Genomic DNA, 26,112 nt, shown 5'->3' on the forward strand with positions numbered 1-26,112 from the left:
GCGGCGAAATCTGGCGCCGCCGCCTGTCCCTGTCAAACCCGCTCGCGCCGGGCGAGGGCCTGCGTTAGGGGATAAGCCATGGATATTGCCCTCTCGCTCATGACCCTGACCATCGCCGCGCTCGTACTGGGGGCGATCGCGCTCTGGCGACGGGGCGGCAGTCGCAAGCAAGCGGGTCTGATGCTGGTCCTGGCGGCGGTGCTCATCGCCAATGTCGCGATCTGGACGATGCCGAACTCGGAAGGCGAGTCGCTGGTGAGGGCGGCGGATACGAAAAAGGCGCCGGAGTAGTCCTCCCGCGCCTTTTCGGTTCGACAGTGCTACCCGCTTACTTGATCGGGCAATCCGGCGCGAGGCGCATGTCGAGGTAATTGTCCACCGAGCGCATCAGGTCGTCCATCTCGTTCTCGAAGAAATGGTTCGCGCGCGGGATTTCGTCGTGGTGGATGGTGATGTGCTTCTGCGTGCGCAGCTTGTCGACGAGCTTCTGCGTGGCGACCGGGGTAGCGACCGTATCGCCCGCGCCCTGGATCAGGATGCCCGAGGCCGGGCAGGGCGCGAGGAACGAGAAGTCGTACATGTTGGCGGGCGGCGCCACCGAGATGAAGCCGCGGATCTCGGGGCGGCGCATCAGCAGCTGCATGCCGATCAGCGCGCCGAACGAGTAGCCGGCGATCCAGGTGGTCGAGGCCTCGGGGTGGATCGACTGCACCCAGTCGAGCGCGGCTGCCGCGTCGGACAGTTCGCCCACGCCGTTATCGAAGCTGCCCTGGCTGCGGCCGACGCCGCGGAAGTTGAAGCGCAGGGTGGCGAAGCCGCGCGCCACGAAGGTCTTGTAGAGATGCTGGGTGATGCGGTCGTTCATCGTCCCGCCGGCCTGTGGATGCGGGTGAAGGATCATCGCCACGGGCGCGCGCGGGCGCGGAGCGGGCTGGAAGCGGCCTTCGAGGCGGCCTTCGGGGCCGGGGAAGATGACTGCGGGCATGAGTTTCGCGAACCTGACCTGTTGAAACTCCCGCAAGAACGGCAGCGATTTGCTCGCCAGCCATCGCGGGAGTGGAAAAACGGAAGATCGCTATATAGAAACCTTCGCTCCGAAAACAACTTTTCAAGCGATGTCAGCCTCACAGATCTATCTCGACCACGCGGCGACCACGCCGCTCCTGCCTCAGGCGCGCGAGGCTTGGCTGGAAGGGGCTACGCTCTGGGCCAATCCCTCCAGTCCGCACAAGCAGGGCCGCGCCGCCCGCGCGGCGCTGGAAGACGCGCGCGAGCGGGTGAAGAAAGCGCTCGGCTGGCAGGGTGAAGTGATTTTTACCTCCGGGGCCAGCGAGGCTCTGGCGATAGGTCTCGGCCGTGCCAAGGCGGAGCGGCGGCTGGTCTCGGCCGTGGAGCACGATGCCGTGTTCCGCGCGGCACCAGATGCGCAGGAAATGCCGGTGCGGGAAGGAGAGGTCGATCCCGAAGCCTTGGCCGCTGCGCTGGCAGAAGGCGGGCGGGCCGTGGTCGCAGCCCAGTCGATCAATTCGGAAACCGGTACGGTCGTGCTGCCCTATGCGCATAACCCGTTGATCGAGCAGGTTCGCGCGGCGGGCGGGCTGGTCCTGGCGGACTGTTCGCAATCGGCGGATAAGTCGCCGCTTCCCGAGGCGGATATGGTGGTGCTCTCGGCGCACAAGCTGGGCGGCCCGATCGGCATCGGCGCACTGCTGGTGAAGGACTGGGCCATGCTGGAACCGAGCGGCGGGCAGGAACGCGGCTATCGCGCAGGAACCGAAAACCTGCCCGGTGCGCTCGGTTTTGCAGCGGCGCTGGAAGCGGGCGGCATCGAGAGCTGGGCGACGACGGCGGAGCAGCGCTACGACTTCAGGAACGCGCTGTCACGGCATGGCGAGGTGATCCAGCCGGGCGTGCAATGCTCGCATATCTTTGCGGTGGCTGCGCCGCGACTGGCGGCGACGGCGATGCTGATCCGCATGGACGCCGCCGGATTTGCGATTTCGGCGGGGAGCGCCTGTTCCTCCGGTACGCTCAAGCAGAGCCGGGTGCTCAAGGGCTTCGGCATCGACGAGGACCTGGCCCGCCGCACCGTCCGGGTCAGCATCGGTTGGGATACCACGCCGGAGCACTTGGACGCCTTCGCCGAAGCCTGGGCGCAAGTGAACGCATGATCTACCTCGACTATCAGGCGACGACTCCGCTGGCCCCCGAAGCGCGCGAGGCGATGCTGCCCTGGCTGGGTGGACCGGAAGCCATGGGTTTCGCTAACCCGCATAGCCGGCATCGTCCGGGCCGCGCGGCCGCCGCCATCGTCGAAGTCGCGCGCGAGCAGGTCGCCGCGCTTCTGCCGCCCGGCGGGCGGGTGATCTTCACCTCCGGCGCGACCGAAGCGATCAATCTCGCCCTGGCGGGCAGCGGCAGGAAGCGGCTTGCCGTTTCCGCCATCGAACATGCCGCAGTTCTGGATACTGCACGGGCGATCGATCCGGCGCTCTCCCTTCTGCCGGTGGACGACGAAGGGTTGGTCGATCCTGCCAAGCCGATTTCCGATAGAATCGGCCTCGTTGCGGTCATGCAGGTCAACAATGAGATCGGCACGATCCAGCCGGTCGAGTCTCTTGCGGAAAGTGCCCATGCGGCGGGCGCGCTGTTTCTCTGCGATGCCGTGCAGGGCGCAGGCAAGCTGGCGGCGCCTGCCGGAGCCGATCTGATCGCGGTTTCGGCGCACAAGCTCTACGGTCCGAAAGGCATCGGTGCGCTTTGGGTGCGCGACGGGCTGGAACTTACGCCGATGATCCATGGTGGCGGGCAGGAGCAGGGGCTGCGTTCGGGAACGCTCAGCCCTGCGCTTTGCGCCGGGTTCGGCGCTGCCGCTTCGCTTGCGATGTCGCGCATGGAGCAGGATTCCGCCCACGTCGAGGCGCTGTGGCGTGCCGCGCGGGAAGTGCTGTCGCGCTGGACGCTCAACGGTTCGGCCGAGCAGCGCTGGCACGGGAATCTCAATCTGCGGCTGCCGGGCCTCGACGTGGCGCGGCTCATGTCGGATCTCAGGAACATAGCCTTTTCCGCCGGTTCCGCCTGCGCCAGCGGGTCGGGACGACCGAGTCATGTGCTCAAGGCGATCGGACTTGCCGATTCCGATGCCAAAGCCTCTATCCGTCTGGGATTCGGGCGATATAGTGACCTCGGGGAGCTGAAGGATGCCTGCGAACACATAGAAGCCGCAGCGGCGGTGCAGGGAGTCTGAGTTGCTGAACGTGAGGTTTTTGACCGCGGAAGGAAAACTCGTCGTGGCAGAGGCCGAGACGGGAGATGTCCTTCTACGCGTGGCGCAGGGCGCCGGAATGCCGCTGGAAGGCACGTGCGAGGGCCAGATGGCCTGCTCGACCTGCCATGTGATCGTCTCGCCCGACTGGTTCGACCGGCTGGAACCCGCCTCGATGGACGAGGAGGACATGCTCGACCTCGCCGCCGGGGTGGCGCGGACCAGCCGCCTGTCCTGCCAGATCGAGCTGAGCGACGATCTCGATGGACTGGAAGTGCGCATCCCCGGCGTTTCGCGGGACATGCAGATCGGCTGAATCTCGTCCCGGATTGCGGCCGGGACGAGATCTGTGCCGCTCAGGCCTCAGGTCCCTGGGGCGGCTGTTCCTTGCGGCGGCGATAGAGTTTCACCGCCTGATGAATACCCATTCCGACCAGCCCCAGCGGGACGAGGACGGTGGCTACCATGATCAGGAAGCCGATGATGAAGCCCAGCACGCTTCCGACATTGCCCAGTGCGCTGCGGATCGGCCCGATGAAGCCGCCGCTCGACGGCGTTCCGGCTTCGTAGGAGAGGTTGATCCGGCTGTAATCGACGCGGCCCTGCATTTCCGCAAGCCAGCCTTTCGCCTCGTCGATCTCCTGATTGACCTGCGCGACGCCGCGTTCGGCCTCGACCAGTTCGGCGACGGTGCCCTTGCGGCTGGCGAGCACTTCCATCAGCCGGTCGCGCAGCACGGTGCGGGCGCGCAGGCGTGCCTCGGTATCGACGATCTGTTTCGAGAGGTCCTCGCCCGAGATCGAACTGGAGATTTCCTCGCCTTTCGCCGCGCCTGCGATCTGGCCGAGCTGGGTCCCGAAGGCGCGGGCGCGAGGCGCTGCGACGGCCAGCGACAGCGAGCCCGAGGCGTAGTCGCCTTCGCCGCCGCTCTGTTTCATGTCGAGAATCTGGCAGACTTGCGGCCCCTGCTTCTCGCAGAGATCGGCCTGCTTGCGTTGCACATCCGGAATGGCGGCGGCGCTCAGGCGATAGCCGTATTCGTACATATAGGCGATCTTCGGTGCATTGACCGCGCTCACGGCAATCGGATTGCCCTTGCCGTCCTGACCGTCTGCGGGCGCTTCTTCCTTGATATCGACTTCGGTCGTTTTGCCGCTGCCACCTTCGAGCGTGACTTGGGTCGGATTTTCGCTTCCGCAACCAGCCAGCGCCAGAATGGTGATGGCCATGAATGTCTTGCGCATCGTTTCCCCCTTGGATGGCACAGTGATTCGGGCGCTGACGCTATCCGAGCGGCAAGCTATGGAAAACGCTGAAAAGCGGCTTTGGCACAGCGAGGCGCGCTGCTAGGGTCCCGGCCATGGTGACCACGACCGACGAAGACTCAGATCCGTTCGACGCCATCGTCGATGCGCCTTTCGATGCCGCGCTGTCCGAGCGCTATCTCGTCTATGCGCTGTCCACGATCACGGCCCGCTCGCTGCCGGACTTGCGCGACGGGATGAAGCCGGTGCACCGCCGCCTGCTCTGGGCGATGCGGCAGCTCAAGCTGGATCCCGCCAGCGCCTACAAGAAGTCGGCCCGCGTCGTCGGCGACGTCATCGGTAAGTACCACCCGCATGGCGACGCCTCGGTCTACGATGCGATGGTGCGCCTCGCACAGGACTTCTCGCTGCGCTATCCGCTGGTTCAGGGGCAGGGCAACTTCGGCAATATCGACGGCGATAATGCGGCGGCCTATCGCTATACCGAAGCGCGCCTGACGCGCACCGCGATCCACCTCATGGCGGGGCTGGACGAAGGCACCGTCGATTTCGTTCCCACCTACAACGGCGAAGAGAGCGAGCCGGAAATCTTCCCCGGCATCTTCCCGAACCTGCTGGCGAACGGCTCCACCGGTATCGCCGTGGGCATGGCCACCTCGATCCCCAGCCACAACGTCGCCGAGATCATCGACGCGACGATGATGCTGATCGACAATCCCCATGCCGAGCACGACCAGCTCATGCAGGTCTTCCACGGCCCGGACTTTGCGACCGGCGGTCTCGTGGTCGACAGTCCCGAGGCGATCAGCCATGCCTATGCCACCGGCAAGGGCGCCTTCCGCGTGCGCGGGCGCTTCTCTACCGGCCGAATTGAAACGGGGGATGCGGCAGGTCTTTGGGAAGAAACCGGCGTCGAGAAGCTGGGCAGCGGCCAGTGGCAGCTCGTCATTTCCGAGATTCCCTACATGCTGGCCAAGGGCAAGCTGATCGAGCAGGTCGCCGCGCTTATTGCAGACCGCAAGCTGCCTATCCTCGAAGACATCCGCGACGAAAGCGACGAGCAGATCCGCATCGTCTTCGTACCCAAGAGCCGCAACGTCGATCCCGAGATGCTCAAGGAGAGCCTCTACAAGCTCACCGATCTGGAAAGCCGTTTCTCGCTCAACCTCAACGTGCTGGATTCACACCGCACGCCGGGGGTTCTGGGGCTGAAGCTGCTGCTGTCCGAATGGGTCTACAGCCAGATCGACATCCTGCTGCGCCGTACCCGGCACCGGCTGGAGAAGATCGCCTCGCGGCTGGAACTGGTCGCGGGCTACATCATCGCCTACCTCAACCTCGACCGGATCATCGAGATCATCCGCACCGAGGATGAGCCCAAGCCGGTGATGATGGCCGAGTTCGGACTGACCGACCGCCAGGCCGAAGCCATCCTCAACATGCGCCTGCGCAGCTTGCGCAAGCTGGAGGAAATGGAGCTTCGCAAGGAGCACGAGGAACTGCTGAAGGAGCAGGAGGAGCTCAACAAGCTGCTCGAAAGCCCGGCCCGCCAGCGCACCCGCCTCAAGCGCGATCTCACCAATCTGCGCAAGGACTATGCCGAGGACACCGAACTCGGCCGCCGCCGCACCACGATCGCGCAGGCGACGCCGACGGTCGAATTCTCGATGGACGCGATGATCGAGAAGGAGCCGGTGACGGTGATCCTCTCGGCACGCGGCTGGATTCGTGCGGCAAAGGGACATGTCGCTCTCGACGGCGACTTCAAGTTCAAGGAAGGCGACGGCCCGGCCTTCGCGTTCCATGCGCAGACCACCGACAAGATCCTGATCGCAGCGGACAACGGGCGTTTCTACACGCTCGGTGCCGACAAGCTGCCGGGCGCGCGCGGTTTCGGCGAGCCGATCCGCACCATGGTCGATATCGATGCCGAGGCGCATATCGTCGCGGCGCTGCCCTACCGGCCCAAGGCGCAACTGCTGCTCGCCTCGAACGTGGGGCGCGGCTTCGCGGCCGAAGCGGACGAACTGCTGGCGGAAACCCGCAAGGGCCGCGCGGTCATGTCCACCAAGCCGGGTGTGCAGCTTGCTTTCGTGCGCGAGATTCCCGCTGAGCACGATCACGTCGCGGTCGTCGGCGACAACCGCAAGCTGGTGATCTTCAGCCTTGAGGAACTGCCGGTCATGGCCAAGGGGCAGGGCGTCACGCTCCAGCGCTACCGTGACGGCGGGCTGTCGGACATCATCACGCTCAAGCTGGAGGACGGCCTCTCGTGGACCATGGGCGGCGATACCGGTCGCACGCGGACCGAGAAGGACATGGTCATGTGGAAGGTCGCGCGCGGCGCGGCAGGCCGTCTGCCGCCGGTCGGGTTCCCGCGGGATAACAAGTTTCAAGGGTAACGCGAAGCGTTACCCGCCGTCCCGGACTTGATCGTCTAGAGGTTCACGTTGCCGGTTGCGGATGATGCGGAACGAGGATCAGCGTCCGGCCTTCGACCCGCCAGCTCGCCAGCCTCGACAGCAGGTTCATGCCGATGACGTTCTGGTCTTCCAGTCCCGGCGCCACCACCACGTCGAGCTGACGGGCGACGACGCTACCGAAGCGCAATTCGTCCACCGTGCCGAGTTCTGCCGCGACGGTGCCGTTGGCGGTGCGCATGGCGATGTTCTGGCGCAGCGGCTGGGCGCGGACTTCGGCGGCATTGGCAAGGCGGGGCGAGATCGCGGTCAGCGTCGCGCCGGTGTCGACGAGGAAATCGCCCTCGACGCCGTTGATCGTGGCGTGGACCCAGAAATGGCCGTCCGGCTTCATCGGCACGCGGGTCTCGCCGCCGCTGACGCTCTGGCGCGAGAGGCCAAGTTCCGGGAGTTCAAGTCCGGGCAGGGCAAAGTCAGTGCCGCTGGTGAGGCGCGTCGCCTGCGCCACCGTCAGCAGCAGCGCGGCGACGAGGCCGAGATTGCCGAGGCCCCGAATGAAGCCGCCGAACAGCGGCAAGGGGCCACGCAGCAAGCCGCCCAGCACGGTGACGAAGATCGCTGCCAGTGCGAGCGTCAGCAGCGGTTGGCTCGCCAGGAAAGACAGGAGTTCGGGAAAGTCCATCAGCGGCCCATAACAGGAACACCCTGTCGGAATGCTGACCGGATCACGGTTTCGGTGCGGCGCGCGGTACGAGGATCAGGCGGTTGTTCTCGACCCGCCAGCTCGCCAGTTGCGAGAGCAGGTTCATGCCGATGACGTTGGTTTCGACTTCGCTGTCCGGGCCGATCGCTACCGGCAGGCCGCGGGCCTCGATCGAGCCGAAATCGAGCGTGCTCGCCGTGGCCATCCGCGCGACGATAGTGCCGTTCGCGGTATCCAGCATGACGCCCTGATCGTTCGGATCGGGCTGGAGACCGGCGCGGGCCGCGACCGACTTCGACACACCGGTATACGTCGCGCCGGTATCGACGAGGAAGTCTACCGCCTCGCCATTGAGGCTGGCCTGCACCCAATAGTGCCCGTCGGCGCGTAAAGGGATCACTGTCTCGCTGCCCTCGATCGAAGGCGGCCGCGTCTCGTCCAGCCAGAGCGCGGCTTCCGAGCGGGTATTGTGGAGCGCGATCTGCGTCACCGTCAGCAGCAGCGCGGCGACGAGGCCGAGGTTCGACAGGTTCCGCAGGGTCTGGCCAAGGCGTGGACGGCGCTGGGCCAGCATTCCCGCCGCCACGGCGACGAGAATGGCCAGGATGGTCAGCGCGAGCAGCGGCTTTTCGTAGAGAAGGCTGCCCAGTTCGCCGAGGTTCATGAGTTCTGGCCGGCCAGCTCGGCGTCGAGGAGCGCGGAGACGCGGGCTTCATCCGGGAAGCCTTCGGCGACCCAGCGGTCCTCGACCCGGCGCAGCAGGCGGGCGACTTCCGGTCCGGCGCCGACCCCGCGCGCGACGATCTGTCCGCCCTTGAGCGGGAAGGTCGGGGCCTGCCAATCGGAGAGGGGCGAGGCATCGGCTCCGGCGATCAGCACGCGGTCCAGCGCGCTCTCGGTGCCGAGGCGGTAAGCGAGGGCACGGGGTTCTCCGGCCTCGTCGGTGCGGGCCGCGGCGGCAGCCAGGCGCTTCTTCTGCGCGCCCGAAAGACGGAAACGCGAGGCGACCTGTTCGGCCAGCGGTACTTGCGCGGGTAGCAGCGCGGAGAGGCGGCGGATCGCATCTGGTGCGATTCCCTGCGCCTGTTCCGCCGCGACGAGGGCGGCGAGTGCTTCCGGGGCGGCCTCGGGCAGGATCACTGCCAGCACGCCGAGTTCGGCCATGCGGGCGACCGTCGGCGCCGGATCGGGCAGGCCGAGCAGGTTCATCATCTCCATGCCGACCCGCTCGCGCGACAGGCCCTTGAGCGTGGGGGCGAGTTCCGCGCAGGCGCTTTCGGCCTCCGCGTCGGCAGGGACCGTGCCGAAGCGGGCCTGGAAACGGAAGTAGCGCAGGATGCGCAAGTGATCCTCGCGGATGCGCTGCCGGGCGTCGCCGATGAAGCGTACATTCCGGGCGGCGAGGTCGGCGAGGCCGCCGAACCAGTCGAAGATCTCGCCCGTGACCGGATCGGCGTAGAGCGCGTTGATCGTGAAGTCGCGCCGCGCCGCATCCTCGCGCCACTCGGTGGCGAAGGCGACGGTGGCGCGGCGGCCGTCGGTGGAGACGTCATGGCGCAAGGTGGTAATCTCGACCGGCCCGCCGGGCAGTACCGCCGTGACCGTGCCGTGCTCGATGCCGGTGGGAACGTGGCGGATCTGTGCGGCCCAGAGGCGCTGCATGACTTCCTCGGGCAGTAGCGAGGTCGCCATGTCGATGTCCTTGACCGGCTGGCCGAGCAGGGTGTCGCGCACCGCACCGCCGACGTAGCGGGCCTTGTCATGGCCGAGCGCGGCGACCAGCGCGGCAAGGTCGTCGCGGGCCATCCAGTCGGCGGTCAGTTTCTCAGTCATTCCAGTTCAGCCTGCGGGCAAGGTTGTGAAGGATGGCGCCGGTGACGCCCCAGATGCGGTGGTCGTGCCAGTTGATCTCGACGAAGGCATGGCGCGCGCCTTCGGCCTCGATCCATTTCGTCTTCTGGTTGGCCGGGTCGAGCACGAATTCGACCGGGGCCTCGAACCACTGCGCCACTTCGGCGGGGTTCGGGACGATCGGCAGATCGGGCGGGATCACGCCGATCACCGGGGTAATCTCGTAGCCGCTGCCGGTGCGGTAGAGGTCGCCTGTGCCGATTACCTGCACGTCGCGGGGACGGATGCCGAGTTCCTCATGGGCTTCCCGCAAGGCGCCTTCGACGGCGGTCTCGCCAGGGTCGAGGCGGCCGCCGGGGAAGGCGATCTGGCCGGGATGGGCGCGCATCGTCGAGGGGCGGTGCAGCAGGAGCATGCCGGGACGCGGACGCTCGGTCAGGGTGATGAGCACGGCGGCGGGCTTGAAAGTCTCGATCCGGTGGATGCGCGGGTCAATCCAGAGTTCGCCGGGCGCGTCCTGCTGCCCAGCGGCAAAGCGGCGGGAGACATCCTCGAACAGGGTGCTCATACCGGGATCAGCCCGAAGCGCGCGCCCTGGCTGGAGACCGTGAGGTCGTCCCCGCCCGCGAGTGCGATCTCGACGAGCTGGCCGTAAGTGCTGCGGTTGAGGCGGGCCTCGGTGCCGTTACGGACGCCGAGATAGATCGCGGGCGTTTCCGGATCGCCCTCGCTGCGGATCGGGTGGTCCGGCCCGGCGATGACGAATTCGTCGGTGTTGAGCCGGAGCACCAGCGTATCGCCGTCCTGCCGCACGTCGACGGCAATGAACGGAGCGTCCTCGACCGCGATCGAGAGCTTTTCGACCGGGGTGACGAGCCAGTGCTGGCCGTCCTCGTCCCGCAGCAGCAGCGAAGCGAAAGCGCGGACCATCGCAGGGCGGCGAATCTCGCCGCCCTGATGGAACCATCGACCGTCGGCTCGTATCGTCATCTCGCTGTCGCCGACATGCTGCGGCGACCATTTGGAGACGGGCGGCAGCCTGCGGGCCGCGACCAGCTCGGCCACCTGGGCAAGCGAGAGAGCGTTCAGATCGGGCGGCGGTTCATAAGGCATGGTTTCCCGATGCCAGATAGGGCGCTGTGCGCCAAGGGCAACAACCGATCAGCGCAGCCAGGGACCTAGCATGCCTTTGCGCGGGAGCACGGCGGGGTTCTCGCAGCGGACGAGCAGGCGGTGCCGCTCGAACGGGCCGGGGAGGTTCCAGCCCTGCGTCCACTCGTTGCTATAGCCCCAGAAGCGGCCGTAATACTCGGGATCGCCGACCATGACCTGCGGCAACGGCGCGCGCGAGTCGATTCCCGCCATCGTCGCCGACATCAGCGCCTGACCATAGCCCTGGCCTTGATGACCGGGCATCACCGCGACCGGGCCGACCATGATCATCGGATGGGCGCGGCCTTCCGGATCGTTGAGGGCGACCGGCCAGCACTGGATCGTGCCGACCAGCATCTCGTCGGCATCGAGCGCGGCGAAGCTGAGACCGGGCAGCCAGTCCACGCCCTCGCGCACTTTGTAGGCGGTGCGCTTGTGTCGCTCGGGTTCGAACGCGCTGTCGAGCAGAGCCTCGACGAGAACGGGATCGACATTGTCGAGCGGAATGAGGGTGGCAGCTTCGGACATGGCGCGCGCCACTAGGTGTGGCGCGCGCATTTGTCGATTCAATTCGGATTCCGTCAATGACCGATCAGGACTTCGGCGTCAGTTTCAGCAGGTGTCCCGAAGCGTCTGCCGGACCGTCTTCCAGGAGCCAGATCGTGCCGTCGGCGCCTTGCTCGATCTCGCGGATGCGGTTTTCGAGCGGGTAGCGGGCTTCCTCCACCGCCTTCTCGCCGTCGATCCGGACGCGGACCACGCCGGGCACGGTGAAGGAGGCGATCAGCACCTGGCCTTTCCACTGCGGGAACAGGGCGCCCGAGTAGAAGATGAAGTCGCCCGGCGCGATCACCGGATTCCAGCTGATCGCCGGGGCGGCGAGGTCGGGGCGCGTGGAATTCCGGGGGATCGGCTTGCCGTCGTAGTGGTCGCCGTCCGAGACCAGCGGCCAGCCGTAGTTCTGCCCTGGCTTCACGAGGTTCAACTCGTCACCGCCCGCCGGGCCGTGTTCGAGGTCCCAGAGCCGCCCCTGCGCATCGAAGGCAAGACCGAGCACGTTGCGGTGGCCGTAGGACCATATCTGGCTGGTCGGTGCAGGCTTGTCGGCCCAGGGGTTGCCGGGTGCGGGCATGCCGTCGGGCAGGAGGCGCACGATCTTGCCGAGATTGGTGCCGAGGTCCTGCGCGGGCGTGAACTTCTGCCGCTCGCCGGAACTGACGTAGAGGTACTTGCCATCAGGCGAGAAGGCGAGGCGGTGCGAATAGTGGCCCTGTCCGGTGACTTTGGGCACCTGTCGCCAGATCACCGAGAGGCCCTGGATCGCACAGGTCGTCGGCTGCGGGCAGGAGAGGGTGCCCTTGCCGACCGCCGCGCCGCGCGTGTCACCCTGACCCGCTTCGGCCCAGCTCAGGTAGATTACCCGGCCGTCGAGCGTGGCACCGCTCTGGTCCGGCGAGAAGATCACGTCGCCAAGGCCGCCCTGGCCGCCGTAATCGACCTTGGGCGCGCCCGAGACGGTGCCTGGAGTGCCGTCTGCAAGGCGCAGCTTGATCGTGCCCTTCTTCTCGGTGACGATCATCGCGCCGGTCGTCTTGTCGATCGCCATGGCCCAGGGCTCGTCGAAGCTGGCGACCTGTTCCACCTTGAACGGCGTTTCGTCTGAGGATGCGGCGGAGGCCTTGTCCCCGGTGGCTGCGGCGCCGCAGCTTGCCAGCACGAGGGCGACGGGCGATACCGCCGCAAGGAACGATCTGGAGATAATCGGCTTCGTCATGTCGGTCGCACCCCTGAATGAATCTGGCTTCCCTCTCACGAACCGCCTCGTCATCGGTGTCGATGAGGCGGGGCGAGGGCCTCTGGCCGGTCCGGTTGTGGCGGGCGCGGTGGTGCTGTGCAAGCCCCGGCCGTCCGGGCTGGACGATTCCAAGAAGCTTTCGGGCAAGCGCCGTGCCGAACTGGAAGCCGCGATCAAGCGCCGCTGCCGCTGGGCCGTGGGCGTGGTGGATGTGGAGGAGATCGACCGCATCAACATCTTCGGCGCGACGATGCTGGCGATGACCCGCGCCGTCGCCGCACTCTGCGACCAGCTTGGACATGACCCGCACGAGGTCCTGATCGACGGCAACATGACGCCGATGAACCGCACCGCCGAGTGGCGCTGGCAGGCGCGTGCCATCGTCGGCGGCGACGCGATCGAGCCTTGCATCTCCGCCGCCTCGATCATCGCCAAGGAACACCGCGACCGCCTGATGCGCGAACTGGCCGAGGCCCATCCGCACTATGGGTGGGAGCGCAATGCCGGTTACGGCACCGCGCAACATCTGGCGGCGCTGCGCCTGCATGGACCCACCCCGCACCATCGCCGTAGTTTTGCACCGGTCGCGCAGCTGGAGATGGCGCTTTGACGGGCTTCACCGCGGCCTCGGTCGCCGGGCAGGCGGGGAAGTGCTTTCTCGTCACCGGTGCCAATACCGGGATCGGCTACGAGACGACCCGCGTGCTGGCGGCGCGCGGTGCGCGCGTGCTCATGGCCTGCCGTAGCGAGGACAAGGCGCGGCTTGCGATGGAGCACATCCGCATGGAGGTGCCCGGCGCCAATCTCGCCTTCGTGCCCCTCGACCAGGCCGATCTGTTCAGCGTCCGCGAATGTGCCGAGCAAGTCGCGCGGGACGAGCCGCGTCTCGACGTGCTGGTGAACAATGCGGGCGTCATGGTGCCGCCGCTCGAACGCACGGTGCAGGGGCATGAGTTGCAGTTCGGTGTGAACCACCTCGCGCCTTTCGCGTTGACCGGGCTGCTCCTGCCCAAACTGGCCGAGACGCCGGGTGCGCGCGTCGTCATCACCGCCAGCCTTGCGCATATGCGCGGACGGATCGATTGGGACGATCTCGATGCGCGGCGCAGCTACCGGGCGCGCCAACGCTACGGCGACAGCAAGCTGGCCAACCTGCTCCACCTGCTGGAACTGGATCGCCGCCTGCGCGCCGCCGGTTCGCCGGTGCGCGCCTTGGCCTGCCATCCCGGCATCGCCGCGACCGAACTCGGCCGTCATTCGCTGGGGTTCCGGCTGCTCTTCCCCCTGGCCGGCGTGGTGCTCAACAGCGCCGAGGACGGTGCCTGGCCGACGCTCCAGGCGGCTACCAACGCAGGTGCGCAGCCCGGCGAGTACTACGGCCCGCAGCGCTTCTTCGGCATGTCCGGTCCTTCCGGCATTGCCCGACGCAATGCTGCGGCCCGCGATACGGCGGCGGCGCGCAGGCTCTGGGAATTCAGCGTGCAGATGACGGGTATCGATTGCGGCCTTGCAGGGCTCTGAAGCGTGCTGCGAATACCGGTTTGAATCTTTCCGCGGTAACGTTTGGCAGAGAAGATTCAGTCGGTCCAGACTTGGCGTTTCAGGGGCTCCCGACAAGGCTCTGAAATGCCGACCATCGGGAAATTTTTTGCGGTGAGTCCCGGGAGTCACAACCCCCATATCTTGAGTCTCCCGAGTCGATACTGACTCGACATCTTGTGCCGGATTCGTTTTGTTCCGTTTGCTGAACACTTGAATCACTAGGGAATCCCACGAGTCGCGGGTTGACGCTGAGTCCGGAAAGACTCACTAGGGCGTCAATCCACAGTTCAATTTCCCGGAGCAAACATGGGCCAGATACTCGTCAAGCAGAAGATCCGCGCAGCCGCGCCGGCGCCTACGCCGAAGGAACTTCTGCCGCTTGGCCAGATCATTCCGGGCGACTGCATCGAAGCGATGCGCTCGATCCCCGATGCCAGCGTCGACATGGTCTTCGCCGATCCGCCCTACAACCTCCAGCTTGGCGGCGACCTCGCCCGTCCGGACGGCAGCCACGTCGATGCCGTCACCAACGACTGGGACAAGTTTTCCAGCTTCGCCGCCTACGACCAGTTCACCCGCGACTGGCTGACCGAAGCGCGCCGCGTGCTCAAGCCCGAGGGTTCGCTGTGGGTGATCGGTTCTTACCACAATGTCTTCCGTCTCGGCGCGATCATGCAGGACATGGGGTTCTGGATCCTCAACGACATCATCTGGCGCAAGGCCAACCCGATGCCGAACTTCAAGGGGACCCGTTTCACCAATGCGCATGAGACCCTGATCTGGGCCTCGATGGGCGAGAAGTCGAAGTACACCTTCAACTACCGCGCCATGAAGACGCTCAACGACGAACTGCAGATGCGTTCGGACTGGGTCCTGCCGATCTGCAACGGTTCGGAGCGCCTGAAGAAGGGCGGCCGCAAGGTCCACCCGACGCAGAAGCCGGAAGCGCTGCTCTACCGTGTGATGCTGGCCACCACCAATGCGGGCGACGTCGTGCTCGACCCGTTCTTCGGCACCGGCACCACCGGCGCCGTCGCCAAGCGCCTCGGCCGCGAGTGGATCGGCTGCGAGCGTGAGGGCGACTACCGCGAAGCCGCGCTGGAACGCATCGAGATGGCCCTGCCGCTTGACGAGCGCGCGCTCAAGACCATGCAGTCGAAGCGCAGTGCCCCCAAGGTCGCCTTCGGCACCCTGATCGAGACCGGCTGGATCAAGCCCGGTACGAAGCTGACGGACAAGAAGGGCCGCTTCGAGGCCGTCGTCCGCGCCGACGGTTCGCTCGCCTGCGGCAATGCCAACGGTTCGATCCACGGCCTCGGCAAGGAATTGCAGGACGCGCCCTCGTGCAACGGCTGGACCTTCTGGCACCTGGAGCACGAAGGCAAGATCAAGCCGATCGACGCGATCCGCCAGCTCTATATCCTTGCCACGGAGCCGTGAGGTAGGGGCGTAGCCTTCTCGGGCCATCGTGAGCGTAACGAAGAAACCCCGGAGCGGCTTTTGTCGCTCTGGGGTTTCTTCGTTGGTTTCGCCTCTTCGCGGATATCCGAGGGTTGAACACAGGGCTGAGTTTGAGAGGTGTGCCGGTTTGCGAGGCGCGCGTTTAGCCAGAGGTAATCGCGCGCCTCGCAAAACCTGTTCTGCATGGCCAGCGCCCACGCTATGGGGCCTGTCATGACCCGCACCGTTTACATCCGTCCGACCGCCTTTGCCGACAGCCCCCAGAGCGAGGATGGCGAAGCGATCCGCCTGGGCGGTTCGATGGCCTGGGCCAGCCGGTTCGCGCTGATCGTGCGGGAGAACGGCAAGGTTCTCTCCCGCCGCCGGTTCGGGGCCGGAGAGGCCGCGGAGGCCCTGGCGACGCTTCCTGCCGATCTTGGCGCCGAGGCAGAACTCCAGTGGTCCAACTTGCGCAAGGTCCATGCACCGCTCGTCTGCGGCGCGCGCACGATTCGGCTGGAGCAGCCGCAGATCGCCGGCATCCTCAACATCACGCCCGACAGTTTCTCCGACGGCGGCAAGTTCCTCGATGACGCGCAGATCGCCTCGGACCATGCCGCCGCGATGCTGGAGGCGGGTGCGGCGATGATCGACATCGGCGGCGAGTCCACCCGGCCCGGCGCAGCAGCGGTATGGGAAGGCGACGAGCTCGCCCGCGTGGTGCCGATGGTCGAGCGGCTGGCGGCCATGGGCGCGGCGATCAGCGTCGACACGCGCCGTCCGGCGGTGATGGAGGCCACGCTGAAGGCGGGCGCGCACATCATCAACGACGTTTCCGCCTTGCGCCACGATCCGCGCAGTCTGGAATTCGCGGCGGCCTCGGGCGCGCCGGTGGTGCTGATGCATGCGCCGGGTGACGGCGAGGACCTTCATTCGAACGGCGACTACGACGATGTCGTGCTCGACGTGTTCGACTGGCTGCGCGCATGTCGCGACACCGCCGTGGTCGCGGGGATCGCCCCGGAGAACATCCTGCTCGATCCCGGCGTCGGCTTCGGCAAGACGCTGACCGAGAACCTCCAGCTGATGAACGGGCTGGCGCTGTTCCATGCGCTTGGCCAACCGCTTTTCGTGGGTGCGAGCCGCAAGCGCATGATCGGCGCCCTGTCGAACGAGGCACCGGCGCACCAGCGGCTCGGCGGTTCGGTCACGCTGGCGCTCAAGGCGATGGAGGCGGGCTCGCACGTCATCCGTGTCCACGACGTGGTGGAGACGGTTCAGGCCGCCCGCGTCTGGCGGGGGCTGCGCGATGCGGCGCTCACCGACCTCGCGCAGCTTCCCTGAAAGTTCGGTCAGACTGCCAGGTAGCCGCCGTCGACCGGATAGTACGAGCCGGTCACGAAGGACGCGCGCTCGGATAGCAGGAAGGCCGTGACCGAGGCGATTTCCTCGGGGCTGGCCAGCCGGTTCAGCGCGTGCTTGGCGGCAAGTCCGGCCCGCTCCTCGGCCGTCATGGTCTTTTCCAGCGCAGGCGTGGAAACGAAGCCGGGGCCGACGGCATTCACGCGCACACCTGCATCCGCATAGTCGAGCGCGGCCACCTTGGTCATGCCGACCAGGGCATGCTTTGCCGTGACGTAAGCGGCGGAACCGGACCATCCCACGGCGCCGAGGATCGATGCCATGTTGACGATTGCGCCGCCGCCGCGCTCGACCATGGCGGGGATCTGGTATTTCATCGCATAGAACACGCTGTTGAGATCGACATCGAGCACGCGCGACCAGGAATCGAGCGGGATTTCCGCCAGCTTCATCGAAGGCGCGCCGATCCCGGCATTGTTCACGGCGAAGTCCAGCCGGTCGAACATGCCGAGCGTGAAGGCGACCAGCGCCTCGTTCGCAGCCGGATCGGCGACGTCGAGACGGAATACCGCCGTGCGCTCGGCGCCAAGTTCCTGCGACAGGGCACGAGCGGCTTCCTCTTCGAAATCGGCGATCACGACGCGCCCGCCGAGGTTCACCAGTTCGCGTGCTACCGCCGCGCCGATTCCCGAGGCCGCGCCTGTAACAATGCCTGCCTTGTCCTTGAAATCCATGATTTTCATCTCCTGCTGCGGGCTTAACGGCGAGGCTCGCAGGAGGTTCTCGATTGTCGGGTGACTTGTTTGCAAGGTCCGCCGCGCGAAACGGAAGCTTCACTTCGGTGCGCGATCAGGCGGCGTTGTCGATGCCGAGTTCGCTCAGCTTGCGATAGAGCGTCGAGCGGCCGATGCCGAGCCGTCGCGCCACTTCGGTCATGCGGCCGCGATAGAGGCCGATGGCGAGGCGGATGACGTCGGCCTCGATCTCGTCGAGTGGACGGAGGTTTCCGTCCGCCGTATAGAGCATGACGCCCGCGCTTTCCTGCATCGGATTGCCGGTGCTGACCGTCAGGCCGGAGCCGAGAATGTTGAGCAGCTGCGGGAAGTCTTCAGCCGTCAGCGCATCGCCGTCGCAGAATACCGCCGCACGGAACAGCACGGCCTGAAGCTGACGGACGTTGCCCGGCCAGTCGTAGGCGGAGAGCAGCGAGAGGGCGCCGTCGGTGATCCCCAGTTCGCGCAGGCCCGGCTGCTCGCCGATGCGGGCGAGGAAGAAGCGGGCGAGGGCGGGAATGTCGCCGATGCGTTCGCGCAGCGGCGGCAGGCTGACTTTGGTCGGCGACAGCGCTTCCAGCAGTTCGGGCAGGAAATGGCCTTCGCTGACGAGGTCCTGCAAGGGCAGGTTGCTGGCGGCGATCAGGCGGGCATCGATGCGGAACGAATGGCGCGCACCGATCGGCCGGACGTCGCTCTTGCGGATCGATTCCAGCAGGCGCTCCTGCACCGAGAGCGGCAGTCGGTCGATCTCGTCGAGCGCGAGCGTGGCGCCGTCGCAGTGCTGGAGCGCGCCGATCTGCCGGTCGAACGCGCCGGGGAAGGCGCCTTTTTCATGGCCGAACAGCGTGGATTCGATGGAGTTGGCGGGAAGGCCGCCGACATTGACGATCCGCAGCGGCGATTTCGAACGCGGGCTGGCCGCGTGCATCGCCCGGATCAGCATTTCCTTGCCCGAGCCGGTGTCGCCTTCGATCAGCACCGGACCGTGCCCGCGCGCCGCCTTGGCAGCGACGGCCAGCGCCTTGCGGAAGTTCGGTGCGGCCCCGATCATCGATTCGAAATCGGGGTTGGAGGGCATCTTCTCGGTCAGCGGTGCCAGTTCGTCGCGCGGGGCCTCGCGGGTGGTGGCGGAGCGCAGCGCGTGCATCAGCCGGTCCGGCGCGACCGGCTTGACCAGATAGTCGGTTGCGCCCGCGCGCATGGCTTCCACTGCGAGCAGCGGCGAGGTGCTCGCGGTCAACATGAGAATCGGCAGCGCCGGGCGGCGGGATTTCAGCTCCGCGATCAGCGCGCAGGCGTCGTCTCCGGGTACCCACTGGTCGAGGATGATCGCCGAAAGCTGCATGCCCTGCCGGGTGCCGAGGGTGGCGATCGCGGTCTCGGAATCGCGGGCGATGACCGTGCGCCAGCCTTCCCGCGCCGCCAGCGCGGAGATCAGGCGGCTCTGGGCCGGCTCGTCATCGATGAGCATGAGGAGGCGCTGTTCCTGGTCCGCCATAATTCGCCCGCCCGTATCGCCTCCTTGGTGTCGCCTAGCGCATCTAGAAGAAACCGGTAAAGACCAAATTAAGGCTCCGGTCGGTTCACCGCAAACATCGGAACTCTATTTGAAAATTCGCCTTTGGCAAATCCAGCGATGTTTGCGCCGGATTGCATCCGACCTGGATCAAGTGACAGGGCGCTTGGCTCTTGATGCGGAAGCCTTCCTGCGGTTAAGTATCCTCCACAATAGAAATAATGAGCAGGGGATACCGTTTTCATGGCTTCAGGCAACGATATCAAGACCGCTACCGAGACCTACAACGGCTTCGTCAAGGTTACGGCCTGGAGCACCGGGATCATCATTCTCATCGTCGCTTTCGTCGTCAGCCTGATCGCCGCGTAGGCCGTGGCAACAGGTGCGCGGATCGCCGTTCTTCGTGAGCGAGCATCCGGAGAGACGCGGGTTTCGGCCACGCCGGAAACCGTCCGCAAGCTGATCGGCCTCGGCGCGCAACTGGCGGTCGAGAGCGGGGCGGGGCTGAGTGCCAGCATCGCCGATGCGGACTATCTCGCAGCGGGCGCCGAAGTCGGTTCGGCGGAGCAGGTGCTGACCGGGGCCGATATCGTCTTCGGCATTCAGGGACCGGACCCTGCGCTGCTCGAATCGGTTCGGCCGGGGGCCTGGATCGTCGCGGGCCTCGATCCTTTCGGCCAGCGGGCGCGGATCGACGGATACGCGGCGGCGGGGCTGGAAGCCCTGGCGATGGAGTTCATGCCGCGCATCACCCGCGCGCAGTCGATGGACATCCTCTCCTCGCAATCCAATCTGGCCGGTTACAAGGCCGTGCTGGTCGCCGCCAATATCTATGGCCGCGCCTTTCCGATGATGATGACCGCCGCCGGCACCGTCAGCGCGGCCAAGGCTTTCGTCATGGGCGTGGGCGTCGCCGGATTGCAGGCGATCGCGACGGCTCGCCGCCTCGGCGCGCAAGTCTCGGCCACGGACGTGCGCTCGGCGACGAAGGAACAGATTCTTTCGCTCGGGGCCAAGCCGATCTTCGTCGAGAATGTCGCCGGGATCGAGGGCGAAGGCTCGGGCGGCTACGCCACGGAAATGAGCGAGGAATACCGCCGCGCGCAGGCTGAACTGGTCTCCAGCCATCTTGCCAGGCAGGATATCGTCATCACGACGGCGCTGATTCCAGGCCGGGCCGCACCGCGCCTGATCTCCGACGCCCAGATCGCGACGATGAAACCCGGTAGCGTGATCTTCGATCTCGCCGCGCCGCAAGGCGGCAATGTCGAGGGCTGCGTGGCGGACGAAGTGGTGGAGCGCCACGGCGTCAGGATCGTCGGCTACTCCAACACGCCCGCGCTCCTGCCTGCGGACGCTTCGGCGCTGTTCGCGCGCAACCTGTTCAATTTGCTCTCGGCATTCTGGGACAAGGAACAGGGCAGGCCCGTCCTCGACGAGGAAATCGGCAATGCCATCCGCCTGACTCAGGGCGGGAAAGTGGTTCACGAGCGGCTGCTCGCCTGAAGAGCGCATAGAAGGGAAGAGGGCTCATGGACTTCATCTCCATCCTGTCGATCTTCGTACTGGCCTGCTTCGTGGGCTACTACGTCGTCTGGTCGGTGACGCCGGCGCTGCACACGCCGCTGATGGCGGTCACCAATGCGATTTCCTCGGTCATCGTCGTCGGCGCGCTGGTCGCCAGCGCGGCTCAGGGATCGCCGCTGGCCAAGTGGCTGGGACTGGGCGCTGTGGTGCTCGCCAGCGTCAATATCTTCGGCGGCTTCGCCGTCACCGAGCGGATGCTGGCGATGTACAAGAAGAAGGAAAAGCCGGCGCCCAAGGCCGCCGATAACGGAGGCACGCGCTGATGGAGGTTCATGCCGTGAACCCATGGGTCGCCGGAGCCTATCTGGTGGCTGGTGTCTGCTTCATCCTAGCCTTGCGCGGATTGTCATCACCGGCCACGAGCCGACGCGGCAACCGCTACGGCATGATCGGGATGGGCATCGCCGTCGCGACGACGTTGGTGACGCACGAGATCGCCAGCCTGCCCGAAATCCTCTTGGCCATCGCGATCGGCGGCGGTTTCGGCTTCGTGATCGCCCGGCGCATCCAGATGACAGCGATGCCGCAGCTCGTTGCCGCGTTCCACTCGCTCGTGGGCCTGGCGGCAGTGCTGGTCGGGATTGCCGCCTATTACAACCCGGCGGCTTTCGGCATTCTCGACGCGAGCGGGCTGGATATCCTCAAGGGCAGCCGGATCGAGATGGGGCTGGGCGTCGCGATCGGCGCCGTGACGTTCTCCGGCTCGGTGATTGCCTTCGCCAAGCTCAACGGCAACATGAGCGGCGCGCCGATCCTGCTTCCCGCCCGCCATGTCATCAATCTCGGCGCGCTGCTGGCGATCATCGTGCTCGTCAGCCTGTTTCACTGGAACACGCCCGCGCTGTTCTGGGCGATCGTGCTCCTGAGTTTCGCCATCGGTTTCCTGCTGATCATCCCTATCGGCGGCGCGGACATGCCGGTGGTCGTCTCGATGCTTAATTCCTATTCGGGCTGGGCGGCGGCGGCGATGGGCTTCACGCTGCACAATACGGCGATGATCATTACCGGGGCGCTGGTCGGTTCCTCGGGCGCGATCCTGAGCTACATCATGTGCCGGGCGATGAACCGCAGCTTCCTGTCGGTGATCGCGGGCGGTTTCGGGGCTGAAGCGGGAGCGGGCGGCGCCGCTGCTGCAACCGACCGGCCGTGGAAGCGCGGTTCGGCCGAGGACGCGGCGTTCCTGATGAAGGAGGCGGAGAACGTCATCATCATCCCCGGCTACGGCATGGCCGTGGCCCAGGCCCAGCATGTCCTGCGCGAGATGGCGGACCAGCTCAAGGCCCACGGCGTCGGCGTCAAGTATGCGATCCACCCGGTTGCAGGCCGCATGCCGGGGCACATGAACGTGCTGCTGGCCGAAGCGAACGTGCCTTACGATGAAGTCTTCGAACTGGAGGACATCAACGGCGAATTCGCCCAGTGCGACGTCGCCTTCATCATCGGCGCCAACGACGTGGTGAACCCCGCGGCCAAGACCGACAAGAGTTCCCCGATCTACGGCATGCCGGTCTTCGACGTGGAGAAGGCCAAGACGATCTTCTTCATCAAGCGCTCGATGGGCGGGCAGGGCTATGCCGGGGTCGACAACGACGTGTTCTACATGGACCAGACGATGATGCTCCTCGCCGATGCAAAGAAGATGGTCGAGGATATCGTGAAAGCGCTAGCGGACTGACGTGGCGGCCTTATAGGGCCGCCCCATGTTGCGCATATTCAAGCGAATCCTGCTGCTCGTCGGTCTTATCGTCGTGCTCGTGCTGGGCGTCCATCTCTATGCCGGGTGGCGCTTGCGCACGGCGCTGGTGGAGGCGGGTATATCGGACCGGGTCGCCACCTGCATGACGAAGCGCATGGTCAAGCGGCTCAGCCTGCCGCAATTGATGAAGCTCCAGAATCTTGAAGGCGATAAGCCGACGCTCGGTGCCTGGGTGAGGGCGGTGAAGCAGGTCGACGACAGCAAGGTCATTCTCGTCACCACGTCGTCGGCGGCCTTGTGCAGGACGGGGCTTGCTCGCTAGTAGGGCGCCGAGAGCCATCCTTCTTTCGGGCCAGCCTGCTTTCGGGAAAGACACCAGCTTGACCCCTGAACCTACCCTTGCACCTTACGCTTCCGATCCGGCCCGTTCGCGCGGCCGCGAGTTCTCCGTGGACGCGGGCCTGCCGCGCGGCCAGCGCAGCCCCTATCAGCGCGACCGCGACCGGATCGTCCATTCGATCGCCTTCCGCCGCCTGCGTTACAAGACCCAGGTCTTCATCGCGCCGGACGGCGATCACTACCGCGTGCGCCTGACGCACAGCCTGGAAGTGGCGCAAGTCGCCCGCGTGATTGCCCGCATCCTCCGTCTCGACGAGGACCTGACCGAAGCGCTCGCCCTCGCGCACGATATCGGCCATCCGCCTTTCGGTCATGCTGGCGAGGACGCGCTCGATGCCGCGCTGCACAAGGCAGGCGGATTCGACCACAACGCCAATTGCCTGCGCACCCTGATGCGGATCGAAAGCCCCTATTGCGAGCATGACGGGCTGAACCTGACCTGGGAGACGCTGGAAGGTCTCGCCAAGCACAACGGCCCGGTCGGCGAGCCGAACTGGGCGCTGGCCGAACTCGACGCGGCCTATGGGCTGGAACTGGGCACTTACGCTTCGCTCGAAGCGCAAGTTGCGGCGCTGTCGGACGACATCGCCTACGACAACCACGACATCGACGACGGCCTGCGTGCGGGCTTCCTCGATCTCGATGAACTGCTGGCTCATCCTTTCATCGTCCCGCGCTGGGCCGAGGTCGAGCGTCGCTATCCCGGTGTGCCGCGCGATCGCCAGCTCGCGGAGCTGATCCGCAGCCAGATCGGCTTCATGGTCAACGACTTGCTGGACGAAACCAAGAAGCGTCTGATCGGCATCGAGAGCGTGGATCAGGTTCGCGCCGCCGGCCGCCAGCTCGTCGCCTTCTCGCCCGAAGTCGAGGAAGGCGAGCGCCAGTTCAAGCGCTTCATGTACGAGAAGCTCTATTACCACCCCGAACAGCTTGAGACCGCCCGCCGCGCCCGCGCGCTGCTGGCGGAACTCTATTCGGCCTACTCGCAGGAGCCGGTGCTGATGGAGGAGAGCTGGATCGACGGACTGCCGCGCCATGAACCCGCGCGCAGCCGCCATATCGCGGATTACATCGCGGGCATGACCGACCGCTACGCCATCTCGTGCCACGCCCAGATCTACGGCAGCACCCCTGAAGGGTTGCGGAATGTCTGACACCATTGCGGCGGGGAAGCGGATCTGCCTCGTCGGTGCCAGCGGTCTTGTCGGTTCGGCGGTGATCGAGGAAAGCATCGGCCGCACCGATCTGCGCATCATCGGCGTGGCGCGGCGCGAAGTGGCGTTGCCGAAAGGCGCGCGGCTGGAAATTCTCCTCGGCGATAGGGCGCAATGGCCGGTTCTGATCGAAGCCGCCCATGCCGACGTGCTTGTCAGCGCCCTCGGCACGACCCGCAAGGCGGCAGGCAGCGACGAGGCCTTTCGCGCGGTCGATCACGATCTCGTGTTGGAGACCGCCAGGGCGGCGCGTCTGGCCGGGATCGAACGCATGATCCTGGTTTCCTCGGTGGGTGCCGATCCCGAGAGCGGCAATCTCTACTTGCGTACCAAGGGCGAAGTGGAAAACGCGCTCGGCGACCTCGGTTTTGCCCGTCTCGATATCCTTCGGCCGGGTCTGCTCCGCGGAAAACGGGAGGAAGACCGGCCGCTTGAACGAGCGGGGCAGGTGGTTGCGCCGCTGGCGGACATTCTGGTGTTTCATGCAAGGTTGCGCCGGTTCCGCTCGATTGCCGCCGTCCGTCTGGCGCAAGTGATCCTGACGCTTTCGGGAGAGACAGCGCCTGGCCGGTTCGTCCATGAACACGATTCCATGGTGGAAATCCTGCGCGGCGCAAGATTCTGAGGCGATATTCCGGCCAGTCGTGGAAATTGTGATGCAGTGCAGCGTGATGGCGTTGACTTGCACGCGGCGCTCCAGCAATTGACTAAACATCGCTGACAGCGCGGGAGAGACCTGCTGATTCGCCTATGCGAAGATGCAGGCGCCGAAGGAGCAACCGCCCCGGAATCTCTCAGGCAAAAGGACCGCGCAGCGTCGATAGCGAGACTCTGGAAAGTGTCTTGTCCTTCGCGACAAGGCCGCCGACGGTGTAACTTCGGTTTGTCCCGCAAGGGCTGCTGAGGGAAGCTCTCAGGTTTCCGTGACAGAGGGGGCACCTGGAATGGTGTGCCGAACTGTGCGGAGTCATGTCTTGAGCGAATACCCGATTTCCGATTCCGATCAGGAACCCGAAGAACTGGCCCCGATGCTGCTGCCGCTGGATAGCTGGCACCGCGATCACGGCGGACGCATGGTCGAATTCGCCGGTTACATGATGCCCGTCCAGTACGAAGGCATCATGGCCGAGCACCTCTGGACGCGCGAAAGCGCTGGCCTGTTCGACGTCAGCCACATGGGCCAGCTGCTCGTGACCGGCGAAGAGGGCGCGCAGACCGATGTCGAGCCCGCGCTGGAAGCCGCGCTGCCGATCGACCTTTCGACCCTGAAGCTGGGCGCCGTGCGCTATTCGCTGCTGCTGGACGAGAACGGCGGCATTCTGGACGACCTGATGGTCTCGCGCTGGCCGGGCGGTTTCTACCTCGTCGTCAACGGCGCCACCAAGTGGGACGATATCGGCACACTGCGCGAATATCTGCCGGACGACATCACGCTGAACCACCTCGACGACCGTGCGCTGCTGGCGCTCCAGGGGCCCAAGGCGGTCGATGCATTGGAGCGCGTGGCACCGGGCGTCGCCGCGCTGACCTTCATGAAGGGCGGCCGCTTCACGCTGGGCAGCGTCGACGTCTGGATCAGCCGTTCGGGTTACACCGGCGAGGACGGTTTCGAAATCTCGATCCCCGGCGAGTCCGCTGCCGCAGTGGCGGACCTGCTGCTGGCCCAGCCCGAAGTGAAGCCGATCGGCCTTGGCGCGCGCGATTCGCTGCGCCTTGAAGCCGGCCTGCCGCTCTATGGCCACGACATGGACCCGGAACGCGGCCCGGTCGAAGCGGGCCTTGCTTTCGGCATCAACAAGCGCCGCCGTCTTGAAGGCGGCTTCCCCGGTGCCGAGCGTGTCCAGCGCGACTTTGCCGAGGGCACTGAACAGAAGCGTATCGGCCTGAAGCTCGATGGCCGTCAGGCCGCGCGCGAAGGTGCCAAGGTTTTCCATGGCGAACAGGAAGTTGGCGTGGTGACCTCGGGCGGTTTCTCGCCCTCGCTCCAGCACCCCATCGCCATGGCCTATGTCGACGCGACGTTTGGCCAAGACGGCACCGTTCTTTCCATCGAAATGCGGGGCAAGAAGCTCGACGCCACAGTCGCAGCCATGCCCTTCGTCCCCAACCGCTATCACCGCTGAGGAACT

General features: G+C 65.9%; 28 protein-coding genes and 2 riboswitches. Of the genes, 17 read left to right on the top strand and 11 right to left on the bottom strand.

Features of this window, described 5'->3' with window-relative positions:
• Positions 1–78: 78 nt before the first annotated feature.
• Positions 79–291 (top strand): hypothetical protein, encoded by a 213-nt coding sequence (locus tag AC4D6D_RS08425; RefSeq protein WP_491324927.1) that lies wholly within the window; start codon positions 79–81, stop codon positions 289–291.
• Positions 292–328: 37 nt separating this feature from the next.
• On the opposite strand, the gene AC4D6D_RS08430 is transcribed toward AC4D6D_RS08425, so the two are convergent.
• On the bottom strand, positions 329–985 hold the full coding sequence (locus tag AC4D6D_RS08430; protein WP_147219702.1) for an alpha/beta hydrolase: 657 nt from the start codon (positions 983–985) through the stop codon (positions 329–331).
• A 130-nt stretch (positions 986–1,115) separates the two neighbouring features.
• Between AC4D6D_RS08430 and AC4D6D_RS08435 the strand changes: the two genes are divergently transcribed.
• Genes AC4D6D_RS08435 through AC4D6D_RS08445 form a run of 3 tightly spaced genes read left to right on the top strand, consistent with a single transcriptional unit; the run spans position 1,116 to position 3,581 of the window.
• Positions 1,116–2,171 (top strand): cysteine desulfurase family protein, encoded by a 1,056-nt coding sequence (locus AC4D6D_RS08435; RefSeq protein WP_491324928.1) that lies wholly within the window; start codon positions 1,116–1,118, stop codon positions 2,169–2,171.
• Positions 2,168–3,247: a cysteine desulfurase family protein gene (locus AC4D6D_RS08440; RefSeq protein ID WP_491324929.1), complete on the top strand. Its 1,080-nt coding sequence runs from the start codon at positions 2,168–2,170 to the stop codon at positions 3,245–3,247. Before AC4D6D_RS08435 ends, AC4D6D_RS08440 begins: the two co-directional genes overlap by 4 nt.
• A 1-nt stretch (position 3,248) precedes the next feature.
• Positions 3,249–3,581, top strand: a complete 333-nt coding sequence (locus tag AC4D6D_RS08445; RefSeq protein ID WP_147219699.1) for a 2Fe-2S iron-sulfur cluster-binding protein — start codon at positions 3,249–3,251, stop codon at positions 3,579–3,581.
• A 40-nt stretch (positions 3,582–3,621) separates the two neighbouring features.
• Here the strand turns inward: AC4D6D_RS08445 and AC4D6D_RS08450 are convergent, their stop codons facing one another.
• Positions 3,622–4,509: a DUF4349 domain-containing protein gene (locus AC4D6D_RS08450; RefSeq protein WP_491324930.1), complete on the bottom strand. Its 888-nt coding sequence runs from the start codon at positions 4,507–4,509 to the stop codon at positions 3,622–3,624.
• Positions 4,510–4,625: 116 nt separating this feature from the next.
• On the opposite strand from AC4D6D_RS08450, the gene parC reads away from it, so the two are divergent.
• Positions 4,626–6,932, top strand: coding sequence for a DNA topoisomerase IV subunit A (parC, locus tag AC4D6D_RS08455; RefSeq protein WP_491324931.1), 2,307 nt, complete (start codon positions 4,626–4,628; stop codon positions 6,930–6,932).
• A 43-nt stretch (positions 6,933–6,975) separates the two neighbouring features.
• Here the strand turns inward: parC and AC4D6D_RS08460 are convergent, their stop codons facing one another.
• The 7 genes from AC4D6D_RS08460 to AC4D6D_RS08490 form a co-directional block, all read right to left on the bottom strand.
• On the bottom strand, positions 6,976–7,632 hold the full coding sequence (locus tag AC4D6D_RS08460) for a TIGR02281 family clan AA aspartic protease (RefSeq protein WP_147219696.1): 657 nt from the start codon (positions 7,630–7,632) through the stop codon (positions 6,976–6,978).
• Positions 7,633–7,675: 43 nt separating this feature from the next.
• Complete coding sequence (locus AC4D6D_RS08465; protein WP_491324932.1) at positions 7,676–8,317, bottom strand: retropepsin-like aspartic protease family protein; 642 nt, start codon at positions 8,315–8,317, stop codon at positions 7,676–7,678.
• Positions 8,314–9,486: a CCA tRNA nucleotidyltransferase gene (locus AC4D6D_RS08470; protein ID WP_491324933.1), complete on the bottom strand. Its 1,173-nt coding sequence runs from the start codon at positions 9,484–9,486 to the stop codon at positions 8,314–8,316. Before AC4D6D_RS08470 ends, AC4D6D_RS08465 begins: the two co-directional genes overlap by 4 nt.
• Positions 9,479–10,072, bottom strand: coding sequence for a CoA pyrophosphatase (locus AC4D6D_RS08475; RefSeq protein ID WP_147219693.1), 594 nt, complete (start codon positions 10,070–10,072; stop codon positions 9,479–9,481). Before AC4D6D_RS08475 ends, AC4D6D_RS08470 begins: the two co-directional genes overlap by 8 nt.
• Positions 10,069–10,617: a DUF1285 domain-containing protein gene (locus AC4D6D_RS08480; RefSeq protein ID WP_491324934.1), complete on the bottom strand. Its 549-nt coding sequence runs from the start codon at positions 10,615–10,617 to the stop codon at positions 10,069–10,071. The genes AC4D6D_RS08475 and AC4D6D_RS08480 overlap by 4 nt, the downstream gene beginning before the upstream one ends.
• 48 nt (positions 10,618–10,665) lie before the next feature.
• Positions 10,666–11,184, bottom strand: a complete 519-nt coding sequence (locus AC4D6D_RS08485; protein ID WP_491324935.1) for a GNAT family N-acetyltransferase — start codon at positions 11,182–11,184, stop codon at positions 10,666–10,668.
• Positions 11,185–11,248: 64 nt separating this feature from the next.
• Positions 11,249–12,430, bottom strand: coding sequence for a PQQ-dependent sugar dehydrogenase (locus tag AC4D6D_RS08490; RefSeq protein ID WP_491324936.1), 1,182 nt, complete (start codon positions 12,428–12,430; stop codon positions 11,249–11,251).
• On the opposite strand from AC4D6D_RS08490, the gene rnhB reads away from it, so the two are divergent.
• The 4 genes from rnhB to folP all read left to right on the top strand — a co-directional run bounded on the left by rnhB (position 12,429) and on the right by folP (position 16,777).
• On the top strand, positions 12,429–13,061 hold the full coding sequence (gene rnhB, locus AC4D6D_RS08495) for a ribonuclease HII (RefSeq protein ID WP_491324937.1): 633 nt from the start codon (positions 12,429–12,431) through the stop codon (positions 13,059–13,061). The genes AC4D6D_RS08490 and rnhB overlap by 2 nt on opposite strands.
• On the top strand, positions 13,058–13,972 hold the full coding sequence (locus AC4D6D_RS08500) for an oxidoreductase (RefSeq protein ID WP_147219688.1): 915 nt from the start codon (positions 13,058–13,060) through the stop codon (positions 13,970–13,972). The genes rnhB and AC4D6D_RS08500 overlap by 4 nt, the downstream gene beginning before the upstream one ends.
• A gap of 327 nt (positions 13,973–14,299) precedes the next feature.
• Positions 14,300–15,433, top strand: coding sequence for a site-specific DNA-methyltransferase (locus AC4D6D_RS08505; RefSeq protein WP_491324938.1), 1,134 nt, complete (start codon positions 14,300–14,302; stop codon positions 15,431–15,433).
• 234 nt (positions 15,434–15,667) lie between these two features.
• Complete coding sequence (gene folP, locus AC4D6D_RS08510) at positions 15,668–16,777, top strand: dihydropteroate synthase (RefSeq protein WP_491324939.1); 1,110 nt, start codon at positions 15,668–15,670, stop codon at positions 16,775–16,777.
• An 8-nt stretch (positions 16,778–16,785) separates the two neighbouring features.
• Here the strand turns inward: folP and AC4D6D_RS08515 are convergent, their stop codons facing one another.
• A complete protein-coding gene (locus tag AC4D6D_RS08515) occupies positions 16,786–17,529 on the bottom strand; it encodes an SDR family NAD(P)-dependent oxidoreductase (RefSeq protein ID WP_491324940.1) in 744 nt (247 codons plus the stop codon).
• A gap of 115 nt (positions 17,530–17,644) precedes the next feature.
• The gene (locus AC4D6D_RS08520) at positions 17,645–19,069 is read right to left on the bottom strand and encodes a sigma-54-dependent transcriptional regulator (RefSeq protein ID WP_147219685.1); all 1,425 of its coding nucleotides are present in this window, start codon (positions 19,067–19,069) and stop codon (positions 17,645–17,647) included.
• A 261-nt stretch (positions 19,070–19,330) separates the two neighbouring features.
• Between AC4D6D_RS08520 and AC4D6D_RS08525 the strand changes: the two genes are divergently transcribed.
• The 8 genes from AC4D6D_RS08525 to gcvT all read left to right on the top strand — a co-directional run bounded on the left by AC4D6D_RS08525 (position 19,331) and on the right by gcvT (position 26,106).
• Complete coding sequence (locus AC4D6D_RS08525; RefSeq protein WP_147219684.1) at positions 19,331–19,456, top strand: aa3-type cytochrome c oxidase subunit IV; 126 nt, start codon at positions 19,331–19,333, stop codon at positions 19,454–19,456.
• Between the two features lie 3 nt (positions 19,457–19,459).
• Positions 19,460–20,593 carry an NAD(P) transhydrogenase subunit alpha gene (locus AC4D6D_RS08530; RefSeq protein WP_491324941.1) on the top strand — a complete coding sequence of 378 codons (1,134 nt, stop codon included), beginning with the start codon at positions 19,460–19,462 and terminating at the stop codon, positions 20,591–20,593.
• A 26-nt stretch (positions 20,594–20,619) separates the two neighbouring features.
• Positions 20,620–20,937, top strand: coding sequence for a proton-translocating transhydrogenase family protein (locus AC4D6D_RS08535; RefSeq protein ID WP_147219683.1), 318 nt, complete (start codon positions 20,620–20,622; stop codon positions 20,935–20,937).
• The gene (locus AC4D6D_RS08540; protein ID WP_491324942.1) at positions 20,937–22,349 is read left to right on the top strand and encodes an NAD(P)(+) transhydrogenase (Re/Si-specific) subunit beta; all 1,413 of its coding nucleotides are present in this window, start codon (positions 20,937–20,939) and stop codon (positions 22,347–22,349) included. Before AC4D6D_RS08535 ends, AC4D6D_RS08540 begins: the two co-directional genes overlap by 1 nt.
• Before the next feature lie 25 nt (positions 22,350–22,374).
• Entirely contained in the window at positions 22,375–22,692 is a 318-nt protein-coding gene (locus AC4D6D_RS08545; protein WP_491324943.1) for a hypothetical protein, read from the top strand.
• 58 nt (positions 22,693–22,750) lie between these two features.
• Positions 22,751–23,923: a deoxyguanosinetriphosphate triphosphohydrolase gene (locus AC4D6D_RS08550; protein ID WP_491324944.1), complete on the top strand. Its 1,173-nt coding sequence runs from the start codon at positions 22,751–22,753 to the stop codon at positions 23,921–23,923.
• A complete protein-coding gene (locus AC4D6D_RS08555) occupies positions 23,916–24,608 on the top strand; it encodes an NAD(P)H-binding protein (RefSeq protein ID WP_491324945.1) in 693 nt (230 codons plus the stop codon). The genes AC4D6D_RS08550 and AC4D6D_RS08555 overlap by 8 nt, the downstream gene beginning before the upstream one ends.
• Positions 24,609–24,699: 91 nt before the next feature.
• Positions 24,700–24,803: riboswitch (glycine riboswitch) on the top strand.
• A gap of 1 nt (position 24,804) precedes the next feature.
• A riboswitch (glycine riboswitch) is annotated at positions 24,805–24,923 on the top strand.
• A gap of 34 nt (positions 24,924–24,957) precedes the next feature.
• Positions 24,958–26,106: a glycine cleavage system aminomethyltransferase GcvT gene (gcvT, locus tag AC4D6D_RS08560; RefSeq protein WP_491324946.1), complete on the top strand. Its 1,149-nt coding sequence runs from the start codon at positions 24,958–24,960 to the stop codon at positions 26,104–26,106.
• Positions 26,107–26,112 lie beyond the last annotated feature (6 nt).

The organism is Novosphingobium sp. BF6 (genome assembly GCF_058273105.1).

Coding starts and splice junctions, on each gene's coding strand:
- AC4D6D_RS08425 (WP_491324927.1), top strand. CDS start 79: ATGGATATTGCCCTCTCGCTCATGACCCTGACCATCGCCGCGCTCGTA.
- AC4D6D_RS08430 (WP_147219702.1), bottom strand. CDS start 985: ATGCCCGCAGTCATCTTCCCCGGCCCCGAAGGCCGCCTCGAAGGCCGC.
- AC4D6D_RS08435 (WP_491324928.1), top strand. CDS start 1,116: ATGTCAGCCTCACAGATCTATCTCGACCACGCGGCGACCACGCCGCTC.
- AC4D6D_RS08440 (WP_491324929.1), top strand. CDS start 2,168: ATGATCTACCTCGACTATCAGGCGACGACTCCGCTGGCCCCCGAAGCG.
- AC4D6D_RS08450 (WP_491324930.1), bottom strand. CDS start 4,509: ATGCGCAAGACATTCATGGCCATCACCATTCTGGCGCTGGCTGGTTGC.
- parC (WP_491324931.1), top strand. CDS start 4,626: ATGGTGACCACGACCGACGAAGACTCAGATCCGTTCGACGCCATCGTC.
- AC4D6D_RS08460 (WP_147219696.1), bottom strand. CDS start 7,632: ATGGACTTTCCCGAACTCCTGTCTTTCCTGGCGAGCCAACCGCTGCTG.
- AC4D6D_RS08465 (WP_491324932.1), bottom strand. CDS start 8,317: ATGAACCTCGGCGAACTGGGCAGCCTTCTCTACGAAAAGCCGCTGCTC.
- AC4D6D_RS08470 (WP_491324933.1), bottom strand. CDS start 9,486: ATGACTGAGAAACTGACCGCCGACTGGATGGCCCGCGACGACCTTGCC.
- AC4D6D_RS08475 (WP_147219693.1), bottom strand. CDS start 10,072: ATGAGCACCCTGTTCGAGGATGTCTCCCGCCGCTTTGCCGCTGGGCAG.
- AC4D6D_RS08480 (WP_491324934.1), bottom strand. CDS start 10,617: ATGCCTTATGAACCGCCGCCCGATCTGAACGCTCTCTCGCTTGCCCAG.
- AC4D6D_RS08485 (WP_491324935.1), bottom strand. CDS start 11,184: ATGTCCGAAGCTGCCACCCTCATTCCGCTCGACAATGTCGATCCCGTT.
- rnhB (WP_491324937.1), top strand. CDS start 12,429: ATGTCGGTCGCACCCCTGAATGAATCTGGCTTCCCTCTCACGAACCGC.
- AC4D6D_RS08490 (WP_491324936.1), bottom strand. CDS start 12,430: ATGACGAAGCCGATTATCTCCAGATCGTTCCTTGCGGCGGTATCGCCC.
- AC4D6D_RS08505 (WP_491324938.1), top strand. CDS start 14,300: ATGGGCCAGATACTCGTCAAGCAGAAGATCCGCGCAGCCGCGCCGGCG.
- folP (WP_491324939.1), top strand. CDS start 15,668: ATGACCCGCACCGTTTACATCCGTCCGACCGCCTTTGCCGACAGCCCC.
- AC4D6D_RS08515 (WP_491324940.1), bottom strand. CDS start 17,529: ATGGATTTCAAGGACAAGGCAGGCATTGTTACAGGCGCGGCCTCGGGA.
- AC4D6D_RS08520 (WP_147219685.1), bottom strand. CDS start 19,069: ATGGCGGACCAGGAACAGCGCCTCCTCATGCTCATCGATGACGAGCCG.
- AC4D6D_RS08525 (WP_147219684.1), top strand. CDS start 19,331: ATGGCTTCAGGCAACGATATCAAGACCGCTACCGAGACCTACAACGGC.
- AC4D6D_RS08535 (WP_147219683.1), top strand. CDS start 20,620: ATGGACTTCATCTCCATCCTGTCGATCTTCGTACTGGCCTGCTTCGTG.
- AC4D6D_RS08540 (WP_491324942.1), top strand. CDS start 20,937: ATGGAGGTTCATGCCGTGAACCCATGGGTCGCCGGAGCCTATCTGGTG.
- AC4D6D_RS08545 (WP_491324943.1), top strand. CDS start 22,375: ATGTTGCGCATATTCAAGCGAATCCTGCTGCTCGTCGGTCTTATCGTC.
- AC4D6D_RS08555 (WP_491324945.1), top strand. CDS start 23,916: ATGTCTGACACCATTGCGGCGGGGAAGCGGATCTGCCTCGTCGGTGCC.